General features: G+C 71.1%; 24 protein-coding genes. 15 read left to right on the forward strand and 9 right to left on the reverse strand.

Annotated features, from left to right (window positions below; genetic code table 11):
* Window positions 1–32: 32 nt before the first annotated feature.
* From ACWPQI_RS05240 to ACWPQI_RS05255, 4 genes are all read right to left on the reverse strand, one after another.
* Window positions 33–578, reverse strand: coding sequence for a hypothetical protein (locus ACWPQI_RS05240; RefSeq protein ID WP_017679388.1), 546 nt, complete (start codon window positions 576–578; stop codon window positions 33–35).
* Complete coding sequence (locus ACWPQI_RS05245) at window positions 575–865, reverse strand: helix-turn-helix transcriptional regulator (protein ID WP_010593119.1); 291 nt, start codon at window positions 863–865, stop codon at window positions 575–577. The genes ACWPQI_RS05240 and ACWPQI_RS05245 overlap by 4 nt, the downstream gene beginning before the upstream one ends.
* A 112-nt stretch (window positions 866–977) precedes the next feature.
* A complete protein-coding gene (locus ACWPQI_RS05250; protein WP_010593118.1) occupies window positions 978–1352 on the reverse strand; it encodes an RNA-binding S4 domain-containing protein in 375 nt (124 codons plus the stop codon).
* The gene (locus ACWPQI_RS05255; protein ID WP_010593117.1) at window positions 1349–2986 is read right to left on the reverse strand and encodes an ABC-F family ATP-binding cassette domain-containing protein; all 1638 of its coding nucleotides are present in this window, start codon (window positions 2984–2986) and stop codon (window positions 1349–1351) included. The genes ACWPQI_RS05250 and ACWPQI_RS05255 overlap by 4 nt, the downstream gene beginning before the upstream one ends.
* Window positions 2987–3072: 86 nt before the next feature.
* On the opposite strand from ACWPQI_RS05255, the gene ACWPQI_RS05260 reads away from it, so the two are divergent.
* Together ACWPQI_RS05260 and ACWPQI_RS05265 are read left to right on the forward strand one after the other, a co-directional pair.
* Window positions 3073–3897: an aldo/keto reductase gene (locus ACWPQI_RS05260; RefSeq protein ID WP_395704527.1), complete on the forward strand. Its 825-nt coding sequence runs from the start codon at window positions 3073–3075 to the stop codon at window positions 3895–3897.
* A 180-nt stretch (window positions 3898–4077) separates the two neighbouring features.
* A complete protein-coding gene (locus ACWPQI_RS05265; protein ID WP_010593115.1) occupies window positions 4078–4584 on the forward strand; it encodes a pyridoxamine 5'-phosphate oxidase family protein in 507 nt (168 codons plus the stop codon).
* A gap of 76 nt (window positions 4585–4660) precedes the next feature.
* Here ACWPQI_RS05265 and ACWPQI_RS05270 read toward each other — a convergent pair whose 3' ends face one another.
* Both ACWPQI_RS05270 and ACWPQI_RS05275 read right to left on the reverse strand, forming a co-directional pair.
* A complete protein-coding gene (locus tag ACWPQI_RS05270) occupies window positions 4661–5725 on the reverse strand; it encodes a S1C family serine protease (protein WP_017679390.1) in 1065 nt (354 codons plus the stop codon).
* Window positions 5722–6822: an NAD(P)-binding domain-containing protein gene (locus ACWPQI_RS05275; RefSeq protein ID WP_017679391.1), complete on the reverse strand. Its 1101-nt coding sequence runs from the start codon at window positions 6820–6822 to the stop codon at window positions 5722–5724. The genes ACWPQI_RS05270 and ACWPQI_RS05275 overlap by 4 nt, the downstream gene beginning before the upstream one ends.
* Window positions 6823–7020: 198 nt before the next feature.
* Here ACWPQI_RS05275 and ACWPQI_RS05280 point away from each other — a divergent pair, with 198 nt between their 5' ends.
* From ACWPQI_RS05280 to ACWPQI_RS05300, 5 genes are all read left to right on the forward strand, one after another.
* Complete coding sequence (locus ACWPQI_RS05280) at window positions 7021–7908, forward strand: SPFH domain-containing protein (protein WP_010593112.1); 888 nt, start codon at window positions 7021–7023, stop codon at window positions 7906–7908.
* Window positions 7909–7923: 15 nt separating this feature from the next.
* On the forward strand, window positions 7924–8124 hold the full coding sequence (locus tag ACWPQI_RS05285; protein ID WP_003936370.1) for a type II toxin-antitoxin system antitoxin: 201 nt from the start codon (window positions 7924–7926) through the stop codon (window positions 8122–8124).
* A 70-nt stretch (window positions 8125–8194) separates the two neighbouring features.
* Window positions 8195–8926: an enoyl-CoA hydratase gene (locus tag ACWPQI_RS05290; RefSeq protein ID WP_010593111.1), complete on the forward strand. Its 732-nt coding sequence runs from the start codon at window positions 8195–8197 to the stop codon at window positions 8924–8926.
* 99 nt (window positions 8927–9025) lie between these two features.
* Window positions 9026–10141, forward strand: coding sequence for an MBL fold metallo-hydrolase (locus ACWPQI_RS05295; RefSeq protein ID WP_010593110.1), 1116 nt, complete (start codon window positions 9026–9028; stop codon window positions 10139–10141).
* A 93-nt stretch (window positions 10142–10234) separates the two neighbouring features.
* Window positions 10235–10999, forward strand: coding sequence for a ZIP family metal transporter (locus ACWPQI_RS05300; RefSeq protein WP_017679394.1), 765 nt, complete (start codon window positions 10235–10237; stop codon window positions 10997–10999).
* A gap of 6 nt (window positions 11000–11005) precedes the next feature.
* Here the strand turns inward: ACWPQI_RS05300 and ACWPQI_RS05305 are convergent, their stop codons facing one another.
* Window positions 11006–11350, reverse strand: a complete 345-nt coding sequence (locus ACWPQI_RS05305; protein WP_010593107.1) for a sporulation protein — start codon at window positions 11348–11350, stop codon at window positions 11006–11008.
* A gap of 51 nt (window positions 11351–11401) precedes the next feature.
* Entirely contained in the window at window positions 11402–12325 is a 924-nt protein-coding gene (locus ACWPQI_RS05310) for a LysR family transcriptional regulator (protein ID WP_010593106.1), read from the reverse strand.
* A 98-nt stretch (window positions 12326–12423) separates the two neighbouring features.
* Between ACWPQI_RS05310 and ACWPQI_RS05315 the strand changes: the two genes are divergently transcribed.
* The 7 genes from ACWPQI_RS05315 to ACWPQI_RS05345 all read left to right on the forward strand — a co-directional run bounded on the left by ACWPQI_RS05315 (window position 12424) and on the right by ACWPQI_RS05345 (window position 18957).
* Complete coding sequence (locus tag ACWPQI_RS05315; protein ID WP_048774094.1) at window positions 12424–12789, forward strand: YybH family protein; 366 nt, start codon at window positions 12424–12426, stop codon at window positions 12787–12789.
* Window positions 12790–12853: 64 nt separating this feature from the next.
* Complete coding sequence (locus ACWPQI_RS05320) at window positions 12854–15331, forward strand: HAD-IC family P-type ATPase (protein WP_010593104.1); 2478 nt, start codon at window positions 12854–12856, stop codon at window positions 15329–15331.
* A 126-nt stretch (window positions 15332–15457) separates the two neighbouring features.
* Window positions 15458–15742, forward strand: a complete 285-nt coding sequence (locus ACWPQI_RS05325; protein ID WP_010593103.1) for an antitoxin — start codon at window positions 15458–15460, stop codon at window positions 15740–15742.
* A 155-nt stretch (window positions 15743–15897) separates the two neighbouring features.
* A complete protein-coding gene (locus ACWPQI_RS05330; protein WP_225222245.1) occupies window positions 15898–16116 on the forward strand; it encodes an antitoxin in 219 nt (72 codons plus the stop codon).
* An 89-nt stretch (window positions 16117–16205) separates the two neighbouring features.
* Window positions 16206–16394, forward strand: coding sequence for an antitoxin (locus ACWPQI_RS05335; RefSeq protein ID WP_010593101.1), 189 nt, complete (start codon window positions 16206–16208; stop codon window positions 16392–16394).
* Window positions 16395–16559: 165 nt separating this feature from the next.
* Window positions 16560–17225, forward strand: a complete 666-nt coding sequence (locus ACWPQI_RS05340) for a universal stress protein (protein WP_225222247.1) — start codon at window positions 16560–16562, stop codon at window positions 17223–17225.
* Window positions 17226–17319: 94 nt separating this feature from the next.
* On the forward strand, window positions 17320–18957 hold the full coding sequence (locus ACWPQI_RS05345) for a Na+/H+ antiporter (RefSeq protein WP_010593099.1): 1638 nt from the start codon (window positions 17320–17322) through the stop codon (window positions 18955–18957).
* A gap of 25 nt (window positions 18958–18982) precedes the next feature.
* Here the strand turns inward: ACWPQI_RS05345 and ACWPQI_RS05350 are convergent, their stop codons facing one another.
* Window positions 18983–19492 carry a DUF4385 domain-containing protein gene (locus tag ACWPQI_RS05350; protein ID WP_010593098.1) on the reverse strand — a complete coding sequence of 170 codons (510 nt, stop codon included), beginning with the start codon at window positions 19490–19492 and terminating at the stop codon, window positions 18983–18985.
* Between the two features lie 174 nt (window positions 19493–19666).
* On the opposite strand from ACWPQI_RS05350, the gene ACWPQI_RS05355 reads away from it, so the two are divergent.
* A complete protein-coding gene (locus ACWPQI_RS05355) occupies window positions 19667–20884 on the forward strand; it encodes a sensor histidine kinase (protein WP_026137457.1) in 1218 nt (405 codons plus the stop codon).
* Window positions 20885–20917 lie beyond the last annotated feature (33 nt).

Genomic DNA, 20917 nt, shown 5'->3' on the forward strand with positions numbered 1-20917 from the left:
TTTCCTCCGTCTTCCTCGGGTCGTTCTCTGCGTCAGTCGGTTTCGTCGGGATCGGGACTGTTCCAGGCGAGGATCATCGCGGGCAGGCACCCGCCGATCAGCGTCGCGGTCAGCGTCATGAGCCCGCCCGCATAGGCCATCCTGGGATGCATGCCGTCGGTCTGTACGCTGCCGACGACGAGATAGAGCACCGGAATCATCACCAGCGACTGGGTCACGGTCAGGGCGATCGAGCGAGCACTGTTGCGTTCCTGGATCTCTCGTTCGTCGAGTGCCGCGCGCGGGGCGTCGCCCTGCCTGCCGGAGACGATCTGCAGTGAGATCCACAGGGGGAAGAACGCCAGGCACGCCGGCAGCCACAGCAGTGGTCCCCGTTCGAAGAAGTGGCACAGCACGCCCACGGTGAACATGAGGACGAACGTGGCGGCGAGGGCCACGACGAGGATGCGACGGCGTCGTCGAGTGCGCCAGCGCGGCAACATGTTCCGGAACTTCTCCTCGTTCCTCAGGAAGCGCCGGGTGCGGTAGGCCTCGTACCGTTCGAGGAGAGTGGCATCGTGGACGGGCATCTCGGTCACTGTGCGTCACGTCCTTCGGTTGCGGTGCGGATTCGGTACACCTCGGTGGACAGCGGCCCGAACTCGGTGCGGGAGAACACGGCTTCGACCGGGAGGCCGAAGACGTCGCAGATGCGGAAGGCGAGGTCGAGGCTCGGGTAGTGGTCGCCGCGTTCGAGGGCGCCGACGGTCTGGGGATTGACCTCGACGAGTTCCGCGAGTTGCGCGCGGCTCATTCCGCGTTCCGCGCGCAGGACGCGGATGCGGTTGTGGATCGGCAGGGTTTCCCCCCGACGTACCGGGCTCATACAACGAATTGTTGTAAAAACCCAATGTTTCGTCAAGTGGAAGTTGCCGCAGAGTGCGCGAAACGGACATCGACAACCCTCGGTATGTTCGTGATGTCCGAGACGGGTGAGGCTACTCGAGCAGCCCGCGGAGCCGGTCGATCTCGCGCCGGTCCCGCTTGGTGGGCCGGCCCGTGCCGCGGTCGCGGCGGGGGAGGGAGGCGAGGATCTCCTTGGGCGGGGGTGGGGGACTGTGGTCCTCGTAGGCCTGTGCTGCGATCGGTGCACCCACCCGCTTGGTGAGCAGCTGCGTCACCCGCACGATCCGTTCCGCCCCGGCGACCCGGACCCGCACCTCGTCGCCGACCTTCACCGCCTGCGACGGCTTCGCGGGGGTGTCGTTGACCCGTACGTGCCCGCCCCGGCACGCGGCCGCAGCCGCGGAGCGCGTCTTGAACAGGCGTACCGCCCAGGTCCAGCTGTCCACCCGCACACTGCCCGGCGTCATGCCGGTTCCTCCGTCAGCCGCCCGCCGTCGAGGTGCCATCGGCGGGTCGAACGGGTGGTCGCGAGCATCCGGCGGTCGTGGGTGACCAGCATCAGCGTGCCCTCGAAGCTGTCGACGGCCTGCTCGAGCTGCTCGATCGCGGGCAGGTCCAGATGGTTCGTCGGTTCGTCGAGCACCAGCAGGTTCACCCCGCGGGCTTGGAGCAGGGCGAGTCCGGCCCGGGTGCGTTCCCCCGGCGACAGGGACGACGCGGACCGCAGCACGTGGTGACCCCTGAGCCCGAACTTGGCGAGCAGCGTCCGCACGTCCGCGTCCGGCCAGTCCGGCACCTGCGCGGCGAACGCGTCGACGAGCGGCTCGTCGCCCTCGAACAGCGCGCGTGCCTGATCGACCTCGCCGATCTTCACGCCCGACCCGAGGGTCGCGGTGCCGGCGTCGGGGCGGATGCGGCCCAGCAGCGTGCGCAGCAGGGTCGTCTTCCCGGCGCCGTTCGGACCGGTGAGAACGATCCGGTCGCCCCACTGCACCTGCGTGGTGACGGGCCCGAGCACGAAGTCGCCGCGGTCGACGCAGGCGCCGTCGAGGGTGGCCACCACCGTGCCGCTGCGCGGTGCCGCGGCGATCGACATGCGCAGCTCCCACTCCTTGCGCGGTTCCTCGACCACGTCGAGGCGCTCGATGCGGCGCTGCGTCTGCCGCGCCTTCGCCGCCTGCTTCTCGGTGGCCTCGGCGCGGAACTTCCTGCCGACCTTGTCGTTGTCCTTGGACTTGCGCCGGGCGTTGCGAACCCCGTGCTCGAGCCAGTTGCGTTGCATCCGGGCGCGATCCTCGAGCTCCTGCTTGGTGTCCGCGTACTCCTCGTACGTCTCGCGGGCGTGCCGCCGTGCCACCTCCCGCTCGACCAGGTACGCCTCGTAGCCGCCGTCGTACACCGCGATCTGTTGCTGGACCGGATCCAGTTCGACGATCCCGGTGACCGTGCGGGCCAGGAACTCGCGATCGTGGCTGATCACCATCAGCGCGGTGCGGGTCTCGGCGACGAACCGCTCGAGCTGATCGAGCCCGGCCAGATCGAGGTCGTTGGTGGGCTCGTCGAGCAGCAGCACGTCGTACCGCGAGAGCAGCAGGGCCGCCAGCCCGGCCCGCGCCGCCTGCCCTCCCGACAGCCCCGTCATGGGCGCGTCCAGCCCGACGTCGAGGCCCAGGTCGGCGACGACCTTCTCGGCGCGTTCGGCGAGATCCGCGCCGCCGAGCGCGAGCCACCGCTCCAGGGCGGGGGTGTAGTCGTCGACGTCGGTGCTCCCCAGCGCCTCGGCCGCCGCGTTCATCGCGTGCTCGGCCGCGGTGACACCCGTTCGACGGCCGAGGAAGCCGAGGATCGTCTCGCCCGGGACGCGCTCGGGTTCCTGGGCGAGATACCCGACCGTGGCGTCGGGCGGACCGAACGCGACCGTGCCGGTGACGTCGGCGGTGCCGACCCCGGCGAGCGTCGCGAGCAGGGTGGACTTGCCTGCGCCGTTCGCGCCGACCAGACCGATCACGTCGCCGGGCGCGACGGTCAGGTTCAGGTCGGTGAACAGGGTGCGTTCGCCCCGGGAGGCGGACAGGCCGCTGATGCGCAGTGTTGCAGTCACCTCTCGATTATCCCCACGCCCGCCGCGGGGTTTCCGGATGGTGGGATGCGGGGAACACCGGGCGGCCGGATCCGGTTGCGTCGATCATGACCGTTCCCACGATCACCCTCAACGACGGCAACACGATTCCGCAGCTCGGCTTCGGCCTGTGGCAGGTCGAGGACGAGCAGAGCTACGACGCGGTGACCGAGGCGCTGCGGGTGGGCTACCGCAGCATCGACACCGCGGCGATCTACGGCAACGAGGCGGGCACGGGCCGCGCGCTGCGCGACTCGGGCGTCCCCCGCGACGAGCTGTTCGTCACCACCAAGCTGTGGAACAGCGACCAGGGCTACGACTCGACGCTGCGCGCCTTCGACACGAGCCTCGATCGGCTCGGCCTCGACTACGTCGACCTGTACCTGATCCACTGGCCGGCACCGGGCCAGGACCGCTACATCGACACCTTCCGCGCCTTCCAGAAGATCAAGGCCGAAGGCCGGGCCCGTTCGATCGGTGTCTCCAACTTCCGGATCGAGGACCTCGACCGGCTGATCGACACCGTCGGCGAGGTCCCGGCCGTCAACCAGATCGAGCTGCATCCGCGGTTCAACCAGGCCGAGCTGCGGGCCTACCACACCGGCAAGGGCATCGCCACGGAGGCGTGGAGTCCCCTCGGCCAGGGCACCGTGCTCGACGACCCCACGCTGGCCTCGATCGCGCAGGCTCACGGCCGCAGCGTCGCGCAGGTGATCCTGCGCTGGCACATCCAGCTCGGCAACATCGTCATCCCCAAGTCCGTCACCCCCGAGCGCATCGCGAGCAACTTCGACGTCTTCGGCTTCGAGCTGACCGCGGACGACCTCGACCGGATCCGCGGGCTGCACGACGACAGCGGCCGCATCGGCGGCGACCCCAGCACGTTCTCCTGATCGGCGGCGGCGGCGGCGGTGGTGGTGGTGACCGAATGTGACACGCGTTCGATCTGATCGACGCAATGTGACATTCGGTCACCGCGTTCGGCCTGCACGTGCGGCCTGCACGATGAGTTCTCCCGGTCTGGCCGGTCCGTATCGATACGGGCTCCGGCCGGAGCCGGGAGAGGAGTCGTCGTGAGTACACCGGTCACCACCACCGTCGATGCGCGTTTCGGGGACGACGGGGAGCCGCCCCTGCCGTGGTCCGACACCGAGGAGCTGCTCGAGTCCGCACAGCTGTACTGGCTCAGCACGGTCCGGCGCGACGGCGTCCCGCATGTGACGCCGCTGATCGGACTGTGGCATGCGGGCGGATTCGTCTTCTGCACGGGTCCGGGTGAGCAGAAGACCCACAACCTGCGGCACAACGATGCCGTCGCGGTCACCACGGGTGTCGCGACCTGGGCGGCCGGCACGGACGTCGTCGTCGAGGGCCGCGCCCACCGGGTCACCGACGGCGACGCGCTACACGCCGTCGCCGAGGCGTACTACGTCAAGTACGGCCAGCAGTGGCGTTTCGAGGTCCACGGTGACGCCGTCGGTCCGGTGGACGATCCGGGCTGGGTCTTCCGCGTCGTGCCGAGCAAGGTGCTCGTCTTCGCCAAGGGCCCGTTCGGCCAGACCACGCACCGGTTCGCCTGAGCTGCCCGTGGGCCGAATGTCACATCCGGTCGATGTGATCGACTGAATGTGACATTCGGCCAAAGGGGTTCGGGGGTCAGCGCGGCGGGCCGACGTCCAGGACGACGCGGGCGGTGCGGTGCCGGCCGGTGACGTCGAGCCAGCCGATCTCCACGCTGTCGCCCGGACGGCGCGCCATCAGCATGTCCTCGAGGTCCACCGTGGTCGAGACGGGGCGCCCGTCGAACGCGACGATGACGTCGCCGATCTCGAGGCCGGTGCCGGCGGCGGGGGTGCCGTAGCCGACCCACAGCACTTCGGCGCCCGTTTCCTCGTTGCCGGTCCGGTCGGTGGTGACGCTCACGCCGAGCAGCGGGGTCGGGCCGACGTGCACCGTCCCCGCGCTCGTCCCGGTACGGACCTGGTCCACCACGTCGAGGGCGGTTCCGATGGGCACTGCGTACGCCTCGGGTGGATCGGGGACGGCGGCCGGGTCCGGTTCGACCGCCCCGGCGGTGTTGACCCCCACGACGGTGCCGAACGCGTCGACGAGCGGACCACCGGAGTCTCCGGGCCGGATCGCCGCGCTGACCTGCAGCATTCCGCGCAACCGACGTAGCGATCCGTCCATCGAGTCGCGCACCGACACCGTCTTGTCGACGGCGACGATCGTGCCGGGTGCCGGCACGACGACGCCGCCGCCGTCCGCGTTGCCGAAGGCCGTCACGGGCGAGCCCGGTTGGGGAAGGGGCGTCTCGGTCACGGCCGCGACGGGCAGACCGGCGGCGGAGCCGAGTTGCAGTACGGCGATGTCGAGGGTGGAGTCGTAGCCGAGCACCGCGACGTCGTAGCTCGCGCCGGTGTGGGGGCTCACCGCGCTGATGTCGGTGGCTCCGGTGACGACATGGTGGTTGGTGAGCACCGTGCCGTCGGCCGTGAGGACGATGCCGGTGCCCGAGATGCCGCGCCAGCCGCGGTTCGCGGTGAGGGTGACGACGGCCGGAGCGATCCGTGCCGAAACCTCCTCCGCCGTCGGCGGCACGATCGGCAGAGCGGGCGCCGCGGGCGGTGGTGGCGGCACAGCGATCTCGACCGTCGCCGGTGCGGTGAGCACCAGGCCGGCGGCCACCATCGCCAGAACGGCGCCGAGGCGGCGGATCACGGCCCCGGCGCGGTGGCCGCGAGGTGGTCGACGAGTTCGCGGGCGGCGGCGCGACCGGCGCGGTTCGCGCCGATGGTCGACGCCGAGGGCCCGTATCCGACGAGATGGATCCGCGGGTCCGCGGCGACCTGCGTCGCCAGCTTGCCCGTCATGGTGATGCCGCCGCCGGGATTGCGCAGGCCGAGGGGGGCGAGGTGGTCGAGGGAACTGCGAAAACCGGTGCACCAGAGGATGACGTCCACGTCGAGCGTGGTGCCGTCGGACCATCGGACGCCGGTCTCGGTGATCTCGTCGAACATCGGGAGGCGGTCGAGTGCGCCGCGTTCACGCGCCGCGCGGATCGCGGGCGTGACCGGCAGACCGGTCACCGACACCACCGATCCGGGCGGCAGGCCCCGCCGGACCCGGTCCTCGACGAGTGCGACGGCGGACCGCCCGAGCTCCGGCGTGAAATCCTCGTCACGCCAAGCAGGTTCGCGGCGGGTGACCCAGGTGGTGTCGGTGACGCGGGAGATCTCGTCGAGCAGCTGCACCGCCGAGATGCCGCCCCCGACGACGAGGACGTGCCGGCCGGCGAACTCGTCGGCGCTGCGGTAGTCCCGGGTGTGCAGCTGTCGTCCGCGGAAGCGCATCGCCCCCGGGTACCAGGGCACGAAGGGGTGTTCCCACGTGCCGGTGGCGTTGACCAGCCCGCGGGCGGAATACACCCCGTGGTCGGTCTCCACCCGCAGGCGCTCGCCGCGGTCGCACACCACGCCGACCTGGACGGGGCGGTGCACCGGCAGGTGAAAGCGCGCCTCGTAGGCGCGGTAGTACTCGGGCACCGCGGAGGAGGCCGGGACCTGTCCTGCGGTGGTGTCGACCGCCTCGGAGAACGGCCACCCCGGCAGGTCGTGCACTCCGTTGACGGTGCTCAGTGTCAGGGAGGGCCACCGCTGCTGCCATGCGCCGCCGGGGCCGAACGACCGGTCCAGGACGACGAACCCGGACTGCGGTTCGATGCCGAATCGTCGCAGGAAGTAGGCGGTGGACAGCCCGGCCTGACCCGCGCCGATCACGACGACGTCGACGGTGGTGGCCGGTGTGTCCGTCGTCATCACCGCTCTCCCTTCCGTGGGTCCGTCTTCATGATGCACCGACGTGTCCGTCGCATGATGCACCGACGTGTCCGTCGCATGATGCACCGACGTGTCCGTCGCATGATGCACCGACGTGTCCGTCGCCGCTGTCCGGCCGGCCGATAATGTGATATCACTTTAATATCTCATTGGAGTCTCCGGAAAGGGAGTCCCGCCATGTCCGCCACCTCCTCCGTCGTCACGGAGCGGCCCGGAAGGTCCGTCAACGGCTGGTCCGTCCTCGCGATCGCGCTCACCGTGGACATCGCGGCCGTGGCGCTCGCCGTGTTCGGCGCGCTGAACCACAACGTCGCGCTCGTCGTGGTCGGCGCGGTGCTGGTCGTCCCGGCCACCGTCGCGCTCGCCGGCCTGGTCCTCGTCGAGCCCAACGAGGCGCGGGTGCTGCAGTTGCTCGGCAGCTCGTACTCGGGCACCCTCCGGAAGGACGGGTTGCGGTGGATGAACCCGCTCAACACCCGCCGCAAGGTTTCGACCCGGATCCGCAACCACGAGACCGGGATCGCGAAGGTCAACGACGCCGACGGCAACCCCATCGAGATCTCGGCGGTCATCGTGTGGCAGGTCGAGGACACCGCCCGGGCCGTGTTCGATGTCGACGACTTCGAGGAGTTCGTCGCCGTGCAGACCGAGGCGGCCGTCCGTCACATCGCCGGCAGCTACCCGTACGACGCGGGCCCGGAGACGTTGTCGCTGCGGCAGAACGCCGACGAGATCACCACGAGGCTGTCCGCCGAAGTCGACGAGCGGGTCGGATCCGCCGGCGTGCGGGTCGTCGAATCCCGGATCAACCGGCTCGCGTACGCGCCCGAGATCGCGCAGGCCATGTTGCGCCGGCAGCAGGCGGGTGCGGTCATCGCCGCGCGTGAGCAGATCGTCAAGGGCGCGGTCGGCATGGTCGCAACCGCCCTCGAACAGCTCGAGAAGGAACACACCATCGAACTCGACGAGGAGCGCAGGGCCGCGATGGTGAGCAACCTGCTCGTGGTCCTGTGCGGCGACCAGAGCGCGCAACCGGTGCTCAACACCGGATCGCTCTACGCCTGACGCGTCGTCGACACGATGGCCGAACGCAAGAAGCTGCTGCTCCGGCTCGACCCTGCGGTCCACGACGCCCTCGCACGCTGGGCCGCCGACGAGTTGCGCAGCACCAACGCCCAGATCGAGTTCCTGCTCCGTCGTGCGCTGAGCGAGGCCGGACGCATGCCACGCGAGGCCGGGCGCATCCGCAAGCCCGGCCGGCCGCGCGCGGACGAGGACTGACGCGGAGCGCCCTCGCGCCCGCCCCCGGCGGGTGCGATGATGCGTGCCGTCGACGAAAGGTGAAGCACACATGATGGGGATCAGCCGTGACGGCGACGTGGTCACGCTCGAACTGCGGCGCGAGGAGCGCCGCAACGCGCTCAACACCGAGCTGTGCGTCCAGGTCCGGGAGGGGCTCGAGGAGGCCCTCGACGGGGGTGCGCGTGCGGTCGTGATCACCGGGCGCGGCTCGAGCTTCTGTGCCGGCGCCGACCTGTCGGGCGACGTCTACGCGGAAGGATTCCTCGACAGCCTAGGGGAGATGCTCCGTGCGATCCAGGAGGCGCCCGTCCCGGTGATCGCCGCGATCAACGGCCCCGCGATCGGTGCGGGCACCCAGCTCGCTCTCGCGGCGGACCTGCGGGTCGTCGCCCCGGGCGCCCGATTCGCGATTCCGGCGGCGCGTCTCGGTATCTCGGTGGACCGGTGGACGGTCCGGCGGCTGGTCTCCCTGCTCGGCGGCGGCCCCGCGCGGGCCGTGTTGCTCGCCGCCGAACCGGTCGACGCCCACGAGGCGGTCGACCGCGGTCTGGCCAACCGGATCGGCGACCTCGTCGCCGCGCAGTCCTGGGCACGCGAGATCGCCGAACTCGCCCCGTTGTCGCTGCACGCGATGAAGCTGTTCCTCAACGACGACGGCACGCGCGACGAGCCGTCGCCCGAGCAGACGGCCGCGCTCGCCGCGGCGTGGCTCAGCGAGGACGCCCAGGAGGCGCGCCAGGCCCGCTCGGAACGCCGGGCGCCGGTCTTCCGCGGTCGCTGAGCGCGCCCGCGCTCGTGCAGCTGAGCGCGCCCGCGCTCGTGCAGCCGTGCGCGCCCGCGCTCGTGCAGCCGTGCGCGCCCGCGCCCCTACAGTGGTGGGGTGAGCGTCAAGCAGACCGCCTCGTCCGCCCTTGCCGGTGCCGGCTTGCTGTGGGTGGCGCGGGCCGCCCGCGGCGTCCCGGGCTCGATCGGCGCGACCCCGGCGGACATCCGTCCGTACGCCGCCGGCTCACCCCGGTATCGGAACGGGCGCTTCCACAACTCGGAGCCGAGCAGCACCGTGCTGCCCGAGGCCGGCGGCAGCCTTGTCAAGGACATGCTCACCCGCCGGTCCTCGGGTGTGCCGCGCGACGCGGTGCCGCTCGCGCCGCCGCTCGCGCCGGTGCAGGCCGCGGAGCTTGCGGTGACCTGGTACGGACACTCGAGCGCCCTCCTCGAGATCGACGGCCACCGGATCCTCGCCGACCCGGTGTGGAGCGAGCGGGTCTCGCCGTCGGCCGCCGTGGGCCCGGCCCGGCTGCACCCGTCGCCGGTCGAACTCACGGAACTGCCGCCGATCGACGCCGTCGTGATCTCCCACGACCACTACGACCACCTCGACCGCGAGACCGTCGAGGCGCTGGCGGCCACGCAGCCCGAGGCCCGGTTCCTGGTCCCGCTCGGTGTGGGCGCGCACCTGCGCCGGTGGCGGATCCCCGCCGACCGGATCGTCGAGCTGGACTGGGACCAGCACACCGAGGTGGGTGCGCTCACCGTCACCTGCACCGAGGCGCGGCACTTCTCCGGCCGCGGCCTGATCCGCAACATCACGTTGTGGTCCTCGTGGGTGATCGCCGGGCCGACGCGACGGGTGTTCTTCGGCGGCGACAGCGGCTACACACCCCGGTTCGCCGACCTGGGGGACCGCTACGGGCCCTTCGACCTGACGCTGCTGCCGGTAGGCGCGTACGACCCGCGCTGGCCCGACGTGCACATGAACCCGGAGGAGGCGGTGCGCACCCACACCGACCTCGGCGGCGGTGACCATCCCAGCCTGCTCGTCCCCGTACACTGGGGCACCTTCAATCTGGCGTTTCACGCATGGTCCGAGCCGATCGCGCGGCTCCTGCCGGCCGCGCGCGCGGAAGGGGTACCCACGGCCGTACCGATGCCGGGGCAGCGGATCGACGTGCTGCGGCCGGGCTCGCAGGTTCCGTGGTGGGTTCCGCTCGGCTGACTTCGGTGCGCCGGTAGGGTTTCCGGCCTGCCACACGGGGTATCCGGCCGTCCGTCGGGGCGAGTCGGAGGGAGGCCGGTCATCGTCGAATCGTTGATCTTCGGGATCGTCGCGTCGAGCGCACTGGTGCTCGGGGCGTTGGTGGGCGGCTGGGTAGAGATCCCCAAACGCGTTCTCGCGGCGATGCTGGCGTTCGCCGCCGGCGCGCTCATCACCGCCCTGTCGTTCGAGTTGTTCGAGGATTCGTACGAGAAGGGCGGCATCTGGCGCGCGGCGATCGGCCTCGCGGTCGGCGCGATCGTGTTCACCGCGCTCAGCGCGTGGTTGGACCGGGTGGCCGAGGGGCGGCGCGAAAAGGACCACGGCAGTGAGAAACTCGACGTCGATGCCGCCGCCGAGGGAACCGCGCCGTCGTCGTCCTCGGTCAGCGGGGCGGCCGGTCTGGCGCTGCTGGCGGCGGTCACCCTCGACGGGGTGCCCGAGAACGTGGCGCTGGGCGTGTCCCTGGGGGAGGGCACCGGCGGTCTCGCTCTGCTGGTCGCGATCTTCGTGTCCAACTTCCCGGAGTCGCTCGTCGGCAGCGCCTCCATGCGCGCCCAGGGCCGGTCCCGGAGGTACATCGTCGGGATGTGGGTGGCGTGCGCCGCACTGCTGACCGTCGCCGTCGTCGTCGGGGCCGGGCCGCTCGCGGTGACCCCGCCCGAGACGATCTCCCTGCCGTTGGCGTTCGCGGCGGGCGCGGTGCTGGCCTCGCTGGCCGACACCCTGATGCCGGAGGCCTACGAGAAGGGCGGTCCCACGGTGGCGCTGAGCACCGCCGCGGGATTCGTGCTCTCGTTCGTCCTCGCGACGCTGTGAGCGACGTCAGCTCGCCGCGGCGGCCCGCCTGCGTTCGACGAGTGCCCGCGTGACGAAGAAGGCGATCGCCACACTCGCGACGGTGCGCACCAGCCGATTGACATCCACGGCCGGCTGCCACGACAGCTTGCCGCCGCTGATGACGTACGCGCCCACCGGGCGAGCACCCACCCCGAAGCCGCCGCCTTCGCCGTTCTCCCCGTCGGGTGAGTAGCCTCCGCCGCCGCCGGCACCGCCGGAGACCACGGCCGCGGTAATGACGGTCAGGCCGTCCTTCTCGATCGGTTCCGAGTACACGCGCTTGACGGTCACCGTGTCGCGCGCCTTGGCCATCAGGTCCTCGAGATTCACTTCCGCCCCCTGTCCGTCGTGGATTCGACTCCGGCCGGCCGGCCGCGCCCCTCATTCTCGGCCGTGACCGGGCGCCGGGGAAGTGCCCAAGGTCCCTGCGAGCGCGAAGGCGCGGCGACTGTGCCGGACGAGTTCGCGCAGTGCCGGCGCGCCGGTATCGGACCAGATCAGCGACAGCACCGCGGGCGCGGTGGCGTCGTCCACGGCGAGCCCGCACAACCGGCCCTCGACGTGCGCGGCCATCGAGCGGCTGAGGATCGCCACGCCCAGTCCACGGGCGGCCAGGTCGGCGACGGTGTCAGGGGAACTGGCCTGCAGGGCGATGTCGGGGCGCAGGCCGGCGGCGGCGCACGCCCGGTCGAACACGGTCCGGATCCCGGTGCCCGGGGGCATGGACACGACGGGATGGGCGCACACGTCCGCGAGGGTGAGAGGTGCGCGTCCGGTCAGGGGGTGACCGGGCGGCACGGCGGCGACGATCGGTTCGCTGACGAGGGTGAGCGCCTCGAGGCCCGGGGGCGGGGCGGCGGCGGTGCCGACGAGGGCGAGGTCCACGGTGGCGGCACGTACCCGCTCGACGAGCCGGTCGGAGGCATCCTCGACGAGGGTGATCTCGACCCCCGGGTGCGCGCGGTGGAACGCGGCGAGCGCGTCGAACAGCCCGGTGACGGTGCAGGCGGTGACCATGCCGACCACCAGCCGTCCCCGGATCAGGGTCGTCACCTCCTCGACAGCCTGCCGGGCGGCCGCGGCGGAGGCCAACGCCGCCCGGGCGTGCGGCAGCGCCGCCTGCCCGGCCGCGGTCAGGGTGGCGGCGCGGGTGGAGCGGTCGAACAGGGCGGCGCCGAGGTCGTGCTCGAGCTGGCGGATCTGGGCGCTGATCCCGGACTGGCTGATGTGGACGCGGTGGGCGGCCCGGGTGAAGTTCGCCTCCTCGGCCACCGCGACGAAGTACGCGAGCTGCCGCAGTTCCATAAGCTCGGATTCTAGTTTCGATCAGAACAATCTGTTGGACTTCTCATTGCAGGAGTCGGAGGCTGGAGGAGTCCCACCCGTCCGTAGAGAGGATCGCCGTGTCCGATGCAGAGAAGGCCTGGCAGCCCGAGGATCTCACCCGCCTGTTCGTCGAGCGCTCCAACGCCGGCGACGCGGCGGGCGTCGCCGCCCTGTACGAGGAGGACGCCGTGATGGCCTACCCGCCGGGTAGTCGCACGGTGGGACGCGAGGCCATCCGCCGCCTGTGGGAGCAGGTGCTCGAGCACGCGCCCCGATTCGAGCCCGAGCCGTCGCTGCCGACCCTCATCAGTGGTGACCTCGCGCTGACCGCCACACCGCCGAAGGACGGCGCCGGCGCCCGGGCCCAGGTGGCCCGCCGCCAGCCCGACGGCAGCTGGCTGCGGGTGCTCGACCAGCCCGAGTTCGTCCGCCCGGACCGCTGAGCCGGGTCGCGAGCCGCGTCACGGTGTGGGGGTGGATCGCAACGGGTGGCTTAGCCTGTTTCCCATGGCAGCAGAGGAGCCCACCGCGGTCGCCGACCAGGCAGCTGTGCCCCCGACCGACGCGCGGCACGTCGCGCTGGGCCTGACCACCGAGCAGGTCGCCGAACGGGTGGCCCGGGGCGCCACCAACGACGTGCCGGACCGGGCGTCGCGGTCGGTCGGAGAGATCGTCCGCGCCAACGTCTTCACCCGCATCAACGCGATCCTCGGCGTCCTGCTGGCCATCGTCCTGGCCACCGGATCGATCATCGACGGCATGTTCGGCCTGCTGATCATCCTCAACAGCGCCATCGGCATCGTGCAGGAGATCCGCGCCAAGTGGACCCTCGACCGGCTCGCGATCGTCAGCCAGGCCAAGCCGCTCGTCCGCCGCGACGGGGTGGTGGCCGAGCTGCCGCCGCACGACGTGGTGCTCGACGACATCATCGAACTCGGACCCGGCGACCAGGCGGTGGTCGACGGCGTCGTCGTCGAGACCGAGGGACTTGAACTCGACGAATCGCTGCTCACCGGCGAGGCCGACCCCGTGCACAAGGAACTCGGCGCGCGGGTCCTCTCCGGCAGTTTCGTCGCGGCGGGCAGCGGCTCCTATCGCGCCACGAAGGTCGGCCGCGATGCGTACGCGGCCCGGCTCGCCGAGGAGGCCAGCAAGTTCACGCTCGTGCACTCGGAACTGCGCGCCGGGATCGACAAGATCCTGAAATTCATCACCTACCTGATGATTCCGGCGGGCCTGCTCATCATCTACAACCAGCTGTTCTCGAGCGGCCAGCCCCTCGGTCCCGCGCTCAGCGGCATGGTCGCCGCGCTCGTGCCGATGGTCCCCGAGGGGCTGGTACTGATGACGTCGATCGCGTTCGCCGTGGGCGTGATCCGTCTCGGTCACCGGCAGTGCCTCGTGCAGGAACTGCCGGCCATCGAGGGACTCGCCCGCGTCGACGTGGTGTGCGCCGACAAGACCGGCACGCTCACCGAGAACGGCATGCGCCTGGCCGACCTCGTGTGCGTCGACGGCAGCGACGAGGCCGCCGTCCGTGCCGCCCTCGCGGCGATGGCGGCCGACGATCCGCGTCCCAACGCCAGCGTCCTCGCCGTACGCGAGGCCCTGCCCGACGACCCCGGCTGGGGAGAGGCCACCGCCGTCGCCCCGTTCTCGTCGGCGAAGAAGTGGAGCGGCCAGTCCTACGGCACTCACGGCAACTGGGTGCTCGGCGCCCCCGACGTGCTTCTCGATCCGGCCTCGGCGACGGCCCGGCGCGCGGAGGAACTCGGCGCACAGGGACTGCGGGTGCTGCTGCTGGGCCGATGCGACCGGGCCGTCGACGACCCGCAGGCCCCCGGCGCCGTCACCGCGCAGGCCCTCGTCGTGCTCGAACAGCGGGTGCGGCCCGACGCCAAGCCCACCCTCGAGTACTTCGCGAGCCAGCACGTCGACGTCAAGGTCATCTCCGGCGACAACGCCGTCTCGGTCGGCGCTGTCGCGACGTCGCTCGGCCTGCCGCACGCCGAGCATCCCGTCGATGCCCGCGCCCTGCCGGAGGACCGCGACCGGCTCGCCGACACCCTCGACTCGGCCACCACGTTCGGTCGCGTGCGGCCGGACCAGAAACGCGCGATGGTCGGTGCGCTGCAATCGCGCGGGCACACCGTCGCCATGACCGGCGACGGGGTCAACGACGTGCTGGCGCTCAAGGACGCCGACATCGGGGTCGCGATGGGCTCCGGGAGCCCGGCCACCCGCGCGGTCGCGCAGATCGTGTTGCTGGACAACAAGTTCGCGACCCTGCCCTACGTCGTCGCCGAGGGCCGCCGGGTGATCGGCAACATCGAGCGGGTCTCGAACCTGTTCCTCACCAAGACCGTGTACTCCGTGCTGCTGGCCTTCCTCGTCGGACTGTCGGGTGCGTTGTCCCAGGTGTTCGACTACGAGCCGCTGCCGTATCCGTTCCTGCCGCGGCACGTGACGATCGCGGCCTGGTTCACCATCGGAGTCCCCGCGTTCATCCTGTCGCTCGCTCCCAACAACGAACGGGCCCGTTCCGGATTCGTCTCGCGCGTGATGCGCCTGGCGATCCCGTCGGGTGTGATCATCGGGATCAGCACCTTCGTCTGCTACCTGCTGGTGTACGCGGGGCCCGAGCAGACCGAGGCGCAGAAGATGCAGGCCGGCACCGCGGCGCTGATCACCCTGATCATGATCGCGTTGTGGGTGCTCGCCGTGGTGGCGCGGCCGTACGTGTGGTGGAAACTGGTGCTGCTGGGCGGCTCGGTGCTCGGCTACGTCGTCCTGTTCGCGTTCCCGGCCGTCCGCGAGTTCTTCGCGCTCGACATCTCCAACGTCGGCGCCATGGTCACGGCGTTCACGTGCGGGGCGATCGGCGTGGTCCTCGTGGAGGTCTCATGGTGGGTGACCGGGCGGATCCACGGTGAGCACCGTCGGTTGTTCGCCGCCAGTGAAGACCTGTTGCCGGGCGAGCACTGACCGGGGACGAGATCACTGCCCGGCCGCGGCCGGGGACGAGATCACTGCCCCGGCCGCGGCAGGTTTGGGATCGGGCCTGCGGTGGCACGCTGAGGCATCGATCCCCCGAGCGGAAGGAGCAGGCCGATGGGCCTGAAGGATTCCATCAAGGGTCTCGTCGACAAGGGCAAGGCCTACGCGGAGAAGAACCCGGACAAGGCCGACCGGTTCGTCGACAAGGCAGGCGACGCCGCCGATGCCCGGACGGGCGGCAAGTACGCCCAGCACGTGGACAAGGTTCAGGACGCCGCGAAGAAGCACCTCGGTACCGCGGACAATCCCGTCCCCGGAACGACGCCGGCCCCCGGCGGACAACCCGGGCCGGAGTCGGATCCCGGTCCGCAGGCGCAACCGGGCCCGCGCACGCCGTAGGTGCGCACGTGCTCGGCGGGAGATCCCGGCCGGGGGTCTCCCGCTCGGCCGGTGGCACGGCCGCCTCGGCTGGTGGCACGACCGCCTCGGCCGGTGGCACGCTGGTGACGACCCACGAATGCACACGGAGAAGGGGTGAGCCTGCGATGCGATTCATGGATTCGGTCAAGGGGTTGGTCGACAAGGGCAAGGACTATGCCCGGAAGAACCCGGGCACGGTGAATCGCGCCATCGACAAGGCCGGCGATGTCGCCCGGACCAAGGGACCGCGCAAGTACTCCCGGCATGTCGGCAAGGCGCAGGACGCGGTGAAGAAGACCCTCGGCACCGAACATCACGGGCCCGGCCCGGATCCTGGACCCGGCGTCCGATAGCGACTCGGCGGACACGGCCCACGTCCGGTCGCGGCCTTGCTGTGTGGCAGGCTGGGCCCGCTCGCTCATTCGGACGAAAGGGATGCGACGTGGGCTTCATGGATTCGGTCAAGGGGATCGTCGACAAGGGCAAGGAGTTCGCGGCACAGAACCCCGACAAGATCGACGACGCGATCGAGAAGGCCGGGGACCTCGCGGACCGCAAGACCGACGGCAAGTACGCCGGCCAGGTCGACAAGGTGCAGGACGCGGCCCGGAAGGCGCTGCGCCCCGAATAGACCGCGCTGACCGAGTGCTGACCAGGTGGATCGCAGCGGATGGTCGGCACGACGGCGAATCCGGTCCTCATGGCTGCCGGATCGCGATCGCGGCAGGCACGTGTGTATATCGCCCGATTCGTCCGCAAGGTCGGACTCCCGGCTGGAATGTGTGATCATGGGACGATGCGGCCGGTAATTCTCGTCGTCTTCCTGATCGTGTGGGTGCTGATCGGCCTGGCGACCGGTCTGTGGATGGCCAGGCGCGGGCACGACCCGAGATGGACCCTGATCGCGGTTGCTCTGGGGCCGCTGTTCGTGCCGATCGCCTACGAACGCGTCGAGCGGCAGCCACGCTCCGCCCGTCCCGAGTCTCCGACAGCGCCGGTCCTCTCGGAGCCGGACGGCCTGCGGGTGCTGATCGGGTTCGACGGATCGCCCCACGCGGAGCAGGCGCTGCGGGAGGCCCGGGCGATCTTCGGTTCCCGGCTCGGCACGCTGAGCCTGGCGCAGGTGGTCTCGTTCGACACGGCGGACGAGGACTGCGCCGAGGCGACGGACGAGGTGTCCGGCCGGCTCGCGGCGGCAACCGCGGACGTCACCGGCGTCGAGGTCCGCCACGAAGTGCTGGCCGGGCCGCCGGGGGAGACGCTGTGCTGGTACGCCGCCGACGGCAAGGCGGACGTGATCGTCGTCGGCCGACGCGGCCGCGGCATGTCGCGGCGACTGCTGGGCAGCGTCTCCGCGCACCTCGTCGAGCACGCCCGGGTGCCGGTGCTCGTCGTCGAACCGGACGCACTCGAGTCGCCGTCCGCGCGACCGTCCGGCCGAGAGGCCCCGTCGCACCCCTGACGCGCACTCCTGACGCACACACGTGGACGACGCCTACGCCCGGCCACCGGCTCGTCCGACGCCGTCGAACCCCCACCCACGTCACAATCGACGGGTGAACGGGACCTGGATTCTGCTCGTCGTCATCGCCGCCATCGCCGTCACCGGTCTCGCCAACCGGAGCAACCTGCAGGCCCCACTCGTCCTCGTGACCATCGGCTCGCTCGCGTCCTTCATTCCCGGAATGCCGCGGCTCGAGCTCCACCCGCACGTCATCCTCGGGGTGGTGCTGCCCCCTCTGCTCTACTCCGCGGCACTGCGCTTCTCCGTCGCGACGTTCCGCAGGCACCTCACCCCGATCCTGCGGCTCGGCATCTTCACGGTTCTCGCGACGGCGTTCGCCGTCGCGCTCTCCGCGTCCTGGCTGGTCCCGGAGTTGACCCTCGGGGCGGCGCTGGTGCTCGGTGCGGTGGTGGCGCCGACCGACGCGGTCAGTGCCGTCGCCGTAGGGCGGAAGCTCGGCCTGCCCAAGCGGGTGATCGCGGTGCTCACCGGTGAGGGCCTGGTCAACGACGCGACCGCACTGACACTGTTCGCCGTCGCGGTGTCGGCGGTCGCCGGCACCCGGGTGTTCGCGACGGATTCCCCGCTGGCGTTCTTCGGGTACGAGGTGATCGGCGGCGTGGCGATCGGCCTGCTGCTTGCCACGGTGGTGCACCTGATTCGGGGCCGAATGTACGACTCTCCGCTGGAAACCGTGCTCGGACTGGTCCTTCCGTTCACCGCCTACCTCGCCGCCGAGGAGATCGGGGCCTCCGGTGTGCTCGCCGTCGTCGCGGCCGGGCTGTACATGGGGCACCGCGCCACCGACGCGTCGGTGGCCACGCGGATCCAGGAGCGGGCCGTGTGGGAGAGCCTCGACATTCTGCTCGAGATGTTCGTCTTCGCCTACATGGGTCTGCAGCTGAAGTTCGTCATCGACGAGGTCCGCGACAACGGTCTCGACGTCCACGTCGCCTTCCTCTACGGCTTCGCGATCCTCGGCGTGGTGATCGCCGTGCGCCCCCTGTGGGTGCTGCTGCACTGGGCGCGACGACGTCTCACGCGGAGCATCGGGCTGGACCGGCTGGGCCGGGATCAGTTCAGCGGACGCGAGTACCTGGTCATCTCCTGGGCCGGGATGCGCGGGGTCGTGACCCTCGCCGCTGCCGGCGGCATCCCGTTCGTCCTCGCCTCCGGTGAGCCGTTTCCCGGACGCGAGATCGTCCAGGTGATCGCCTTCGTCGTAGCCGTGGGCACCCTGCTCGTCCAGGGCGCCACGATGCCGGCGCTCATCCGCGCGCTGAACGTCGCCGACCCGTACGAGCGGCTCTACACCGAGCAACAGACTGAACTCGCGCGCACCATCTCGGCCGCGGCGGCACGACAGCACCTCACCGAACTCGCGGCGAATCCACCGGACGGCGTGGACGCCGACGACCTGCAGCGCATCCTCGACCGGGTGAACCGGTCGATGCAGTCCCGCGCCGAGGCGCAACAGGCGGAGGACGCGGGGGAGCGCGATCCGTCCGTGCTGCACGCGGCGGCGCTGTTCGAAACGTTCCGCCGCTCGGTGCTGCGCGCCCAGCGGCAGGCTCTGATCGCTGCGCGCGACGACGGCGACCTCGACGACGAGACCTTGCGCACGGTGCTGGAGGGACTCGACATCGAGGAGGCGGCCGCGGAGGAACGGATCAACCGTCGGCGTCGCTGACCGTTCGGCCCGGACGGGTGGACCATCAGCCGTACAGCTCCCGGTGCCGCCGCCGCTGTTCCACGTACCGGGGCTCCGCCGCGGCCCGGTCCCACGCCTGCTTGAACACCGCTGCGGCCGCAGCCTTCTCCGCGTCCTCGGGACCCCGGGGGAGCTCCGCGCGGCCGTGCGCGCCGCTGCGACCCCGGCGGTCCTGCGGGACGGGCCCGTCGTACTTGCGACCACCCGGACGAGCGGCGTACCGGCGTGCCCGCGTGTACCCCATCTGGAGGAACTTGCGGGCCATGTCCGCGCCCACGAAATCCCCCTCGTCGAGATACGAGAAGAACATCGTCAGGATCGTGCCGGCACTCGTCCGGGCCTGCTCGACCGTCGCGAACCGCCAGTGCGGCAGCAACTCCGACTTGTACGGCTCGACCTTCAGCACGCCCTGCTCCCCGCGGCCGACACGGTAGAGGTGCGGCTGCCGACGCAGGTCGAGATTCGCGTAGTCGAGCGAGTAGTCGAACGGGCGGGGCCCACGTCGAGCGGTCACCCCCGGGAGTCTCCCACGGCCGATTCGGCGCCGCGCCGCCTTCGGTGCTCTGCCCGCGCCGCGAATCGGCAACTCGTAGCGTGGAGCCATGACCGACCCGCTCGACCGTGCATGCGTCCACCCGTCGCCTCCGCCGCCGGCCGGGTGCGAGCATCGGCCGGAACCGGTGACGCGGTGAACGGCACGGTCGTCGCCCTCCTCGCCGTCGCGGTGCTCGTCCTCGCCGGCGTCGCCGCCCTGTGGCTGCGCACCCGGCGCGGCCTGACCACCCCCGCCGAACGCGCCGTGCACGCCACCCTGCACACCGCATCGCTCGCCGCCCGGCCGCTGCGGCGGGGCCTCGACGCGACGTCCGCGCAGGAGGCCGCCCCGCACCTGCGCTCCCTCACCGGCACACCCTCCGTCGCGCTCGTCGACGCGGACGGCACCTGCCTGGCGTGGAGCGGTCCCTTCGAGGGGCTGTCCGAGCAGTTGCTCGCCGCCGCCCACCGCGCCGTCGCCGAGGATCGGCGCGTCCTCGTCGGTCACGGCGACCTCGTGCGCGGTGCCGACGATCAGGCGGCACGGGCCGTGATCGTGCAGCCGCTCGTCATCGACGGTGTCGGCGTCGTCGGCGCGCTCGGCGTCGTCACGACCACCGAACCCGGGCCGGCCCTGCTCGGCGTGCTGACCGAAGTCGCCCGCTACGCCTGCAGCCAGATCGAACTCGCCGAACTCGACGCCTCCCGCGCCCGTCTCGACCGCGCCGAGGTACGGGCCCTGCGCGCGCAGATCAGCCCGCACTTCATCTACAACGCCCTCGGCACCGTCGCGTCCTTCGTGCGCACCGACCCCGAACGCGCCCGCGAACTGCTCCTCGAATTCGCCGACTTCACCCGGTACTCCTTCCGGGCGGCCGGGGAGTACACGCTGCTCGCCGACGAACTGCGCAACATCGACCGCTACCTCACGCTCGAACGGGCCCGCTTCGGCAATGCCCTCGAGGTGCGGCTGCAGGTCGCGCCGGAGGTCCTCAACGTGGTGCTGCCGTTCCTCGCCCTGCAGCCCCTCGTCGAGAACGCGGTGCGGCACGGCATCGCCGGCAAGAGCACCCGCACCGGCACCATCAGCATCGTCGCCGCGGACGAGGGCACCGACTGCGTCATCAGCGTCGAGGACGACGGCGTCGGAATGGACCCCGAACTCCTGCGCTCGGGCGACCTCGATGCGGTCGCCGAGGGACAAGGTCGCACCAGCGCCAAGGAGGCGGCGCACGTGGGACTCGCCAACGTCGACGACCGCCTGCGCGCGGCGTTCGGCAACGACTACGGCCTCGTCGTCGAGACTGCCCCCGGGGCCGGGACGAAGGTCAGCATGCGGGTACCGAAGTTCCGTCCCGGGATCCGGGCATGACGCGACCCTTCCGCTACCCGGTCACCCTGGGCG

The sequence above is a fragment of the Rhodococcus sp. LMD genome (assembly GCF_056108245.1).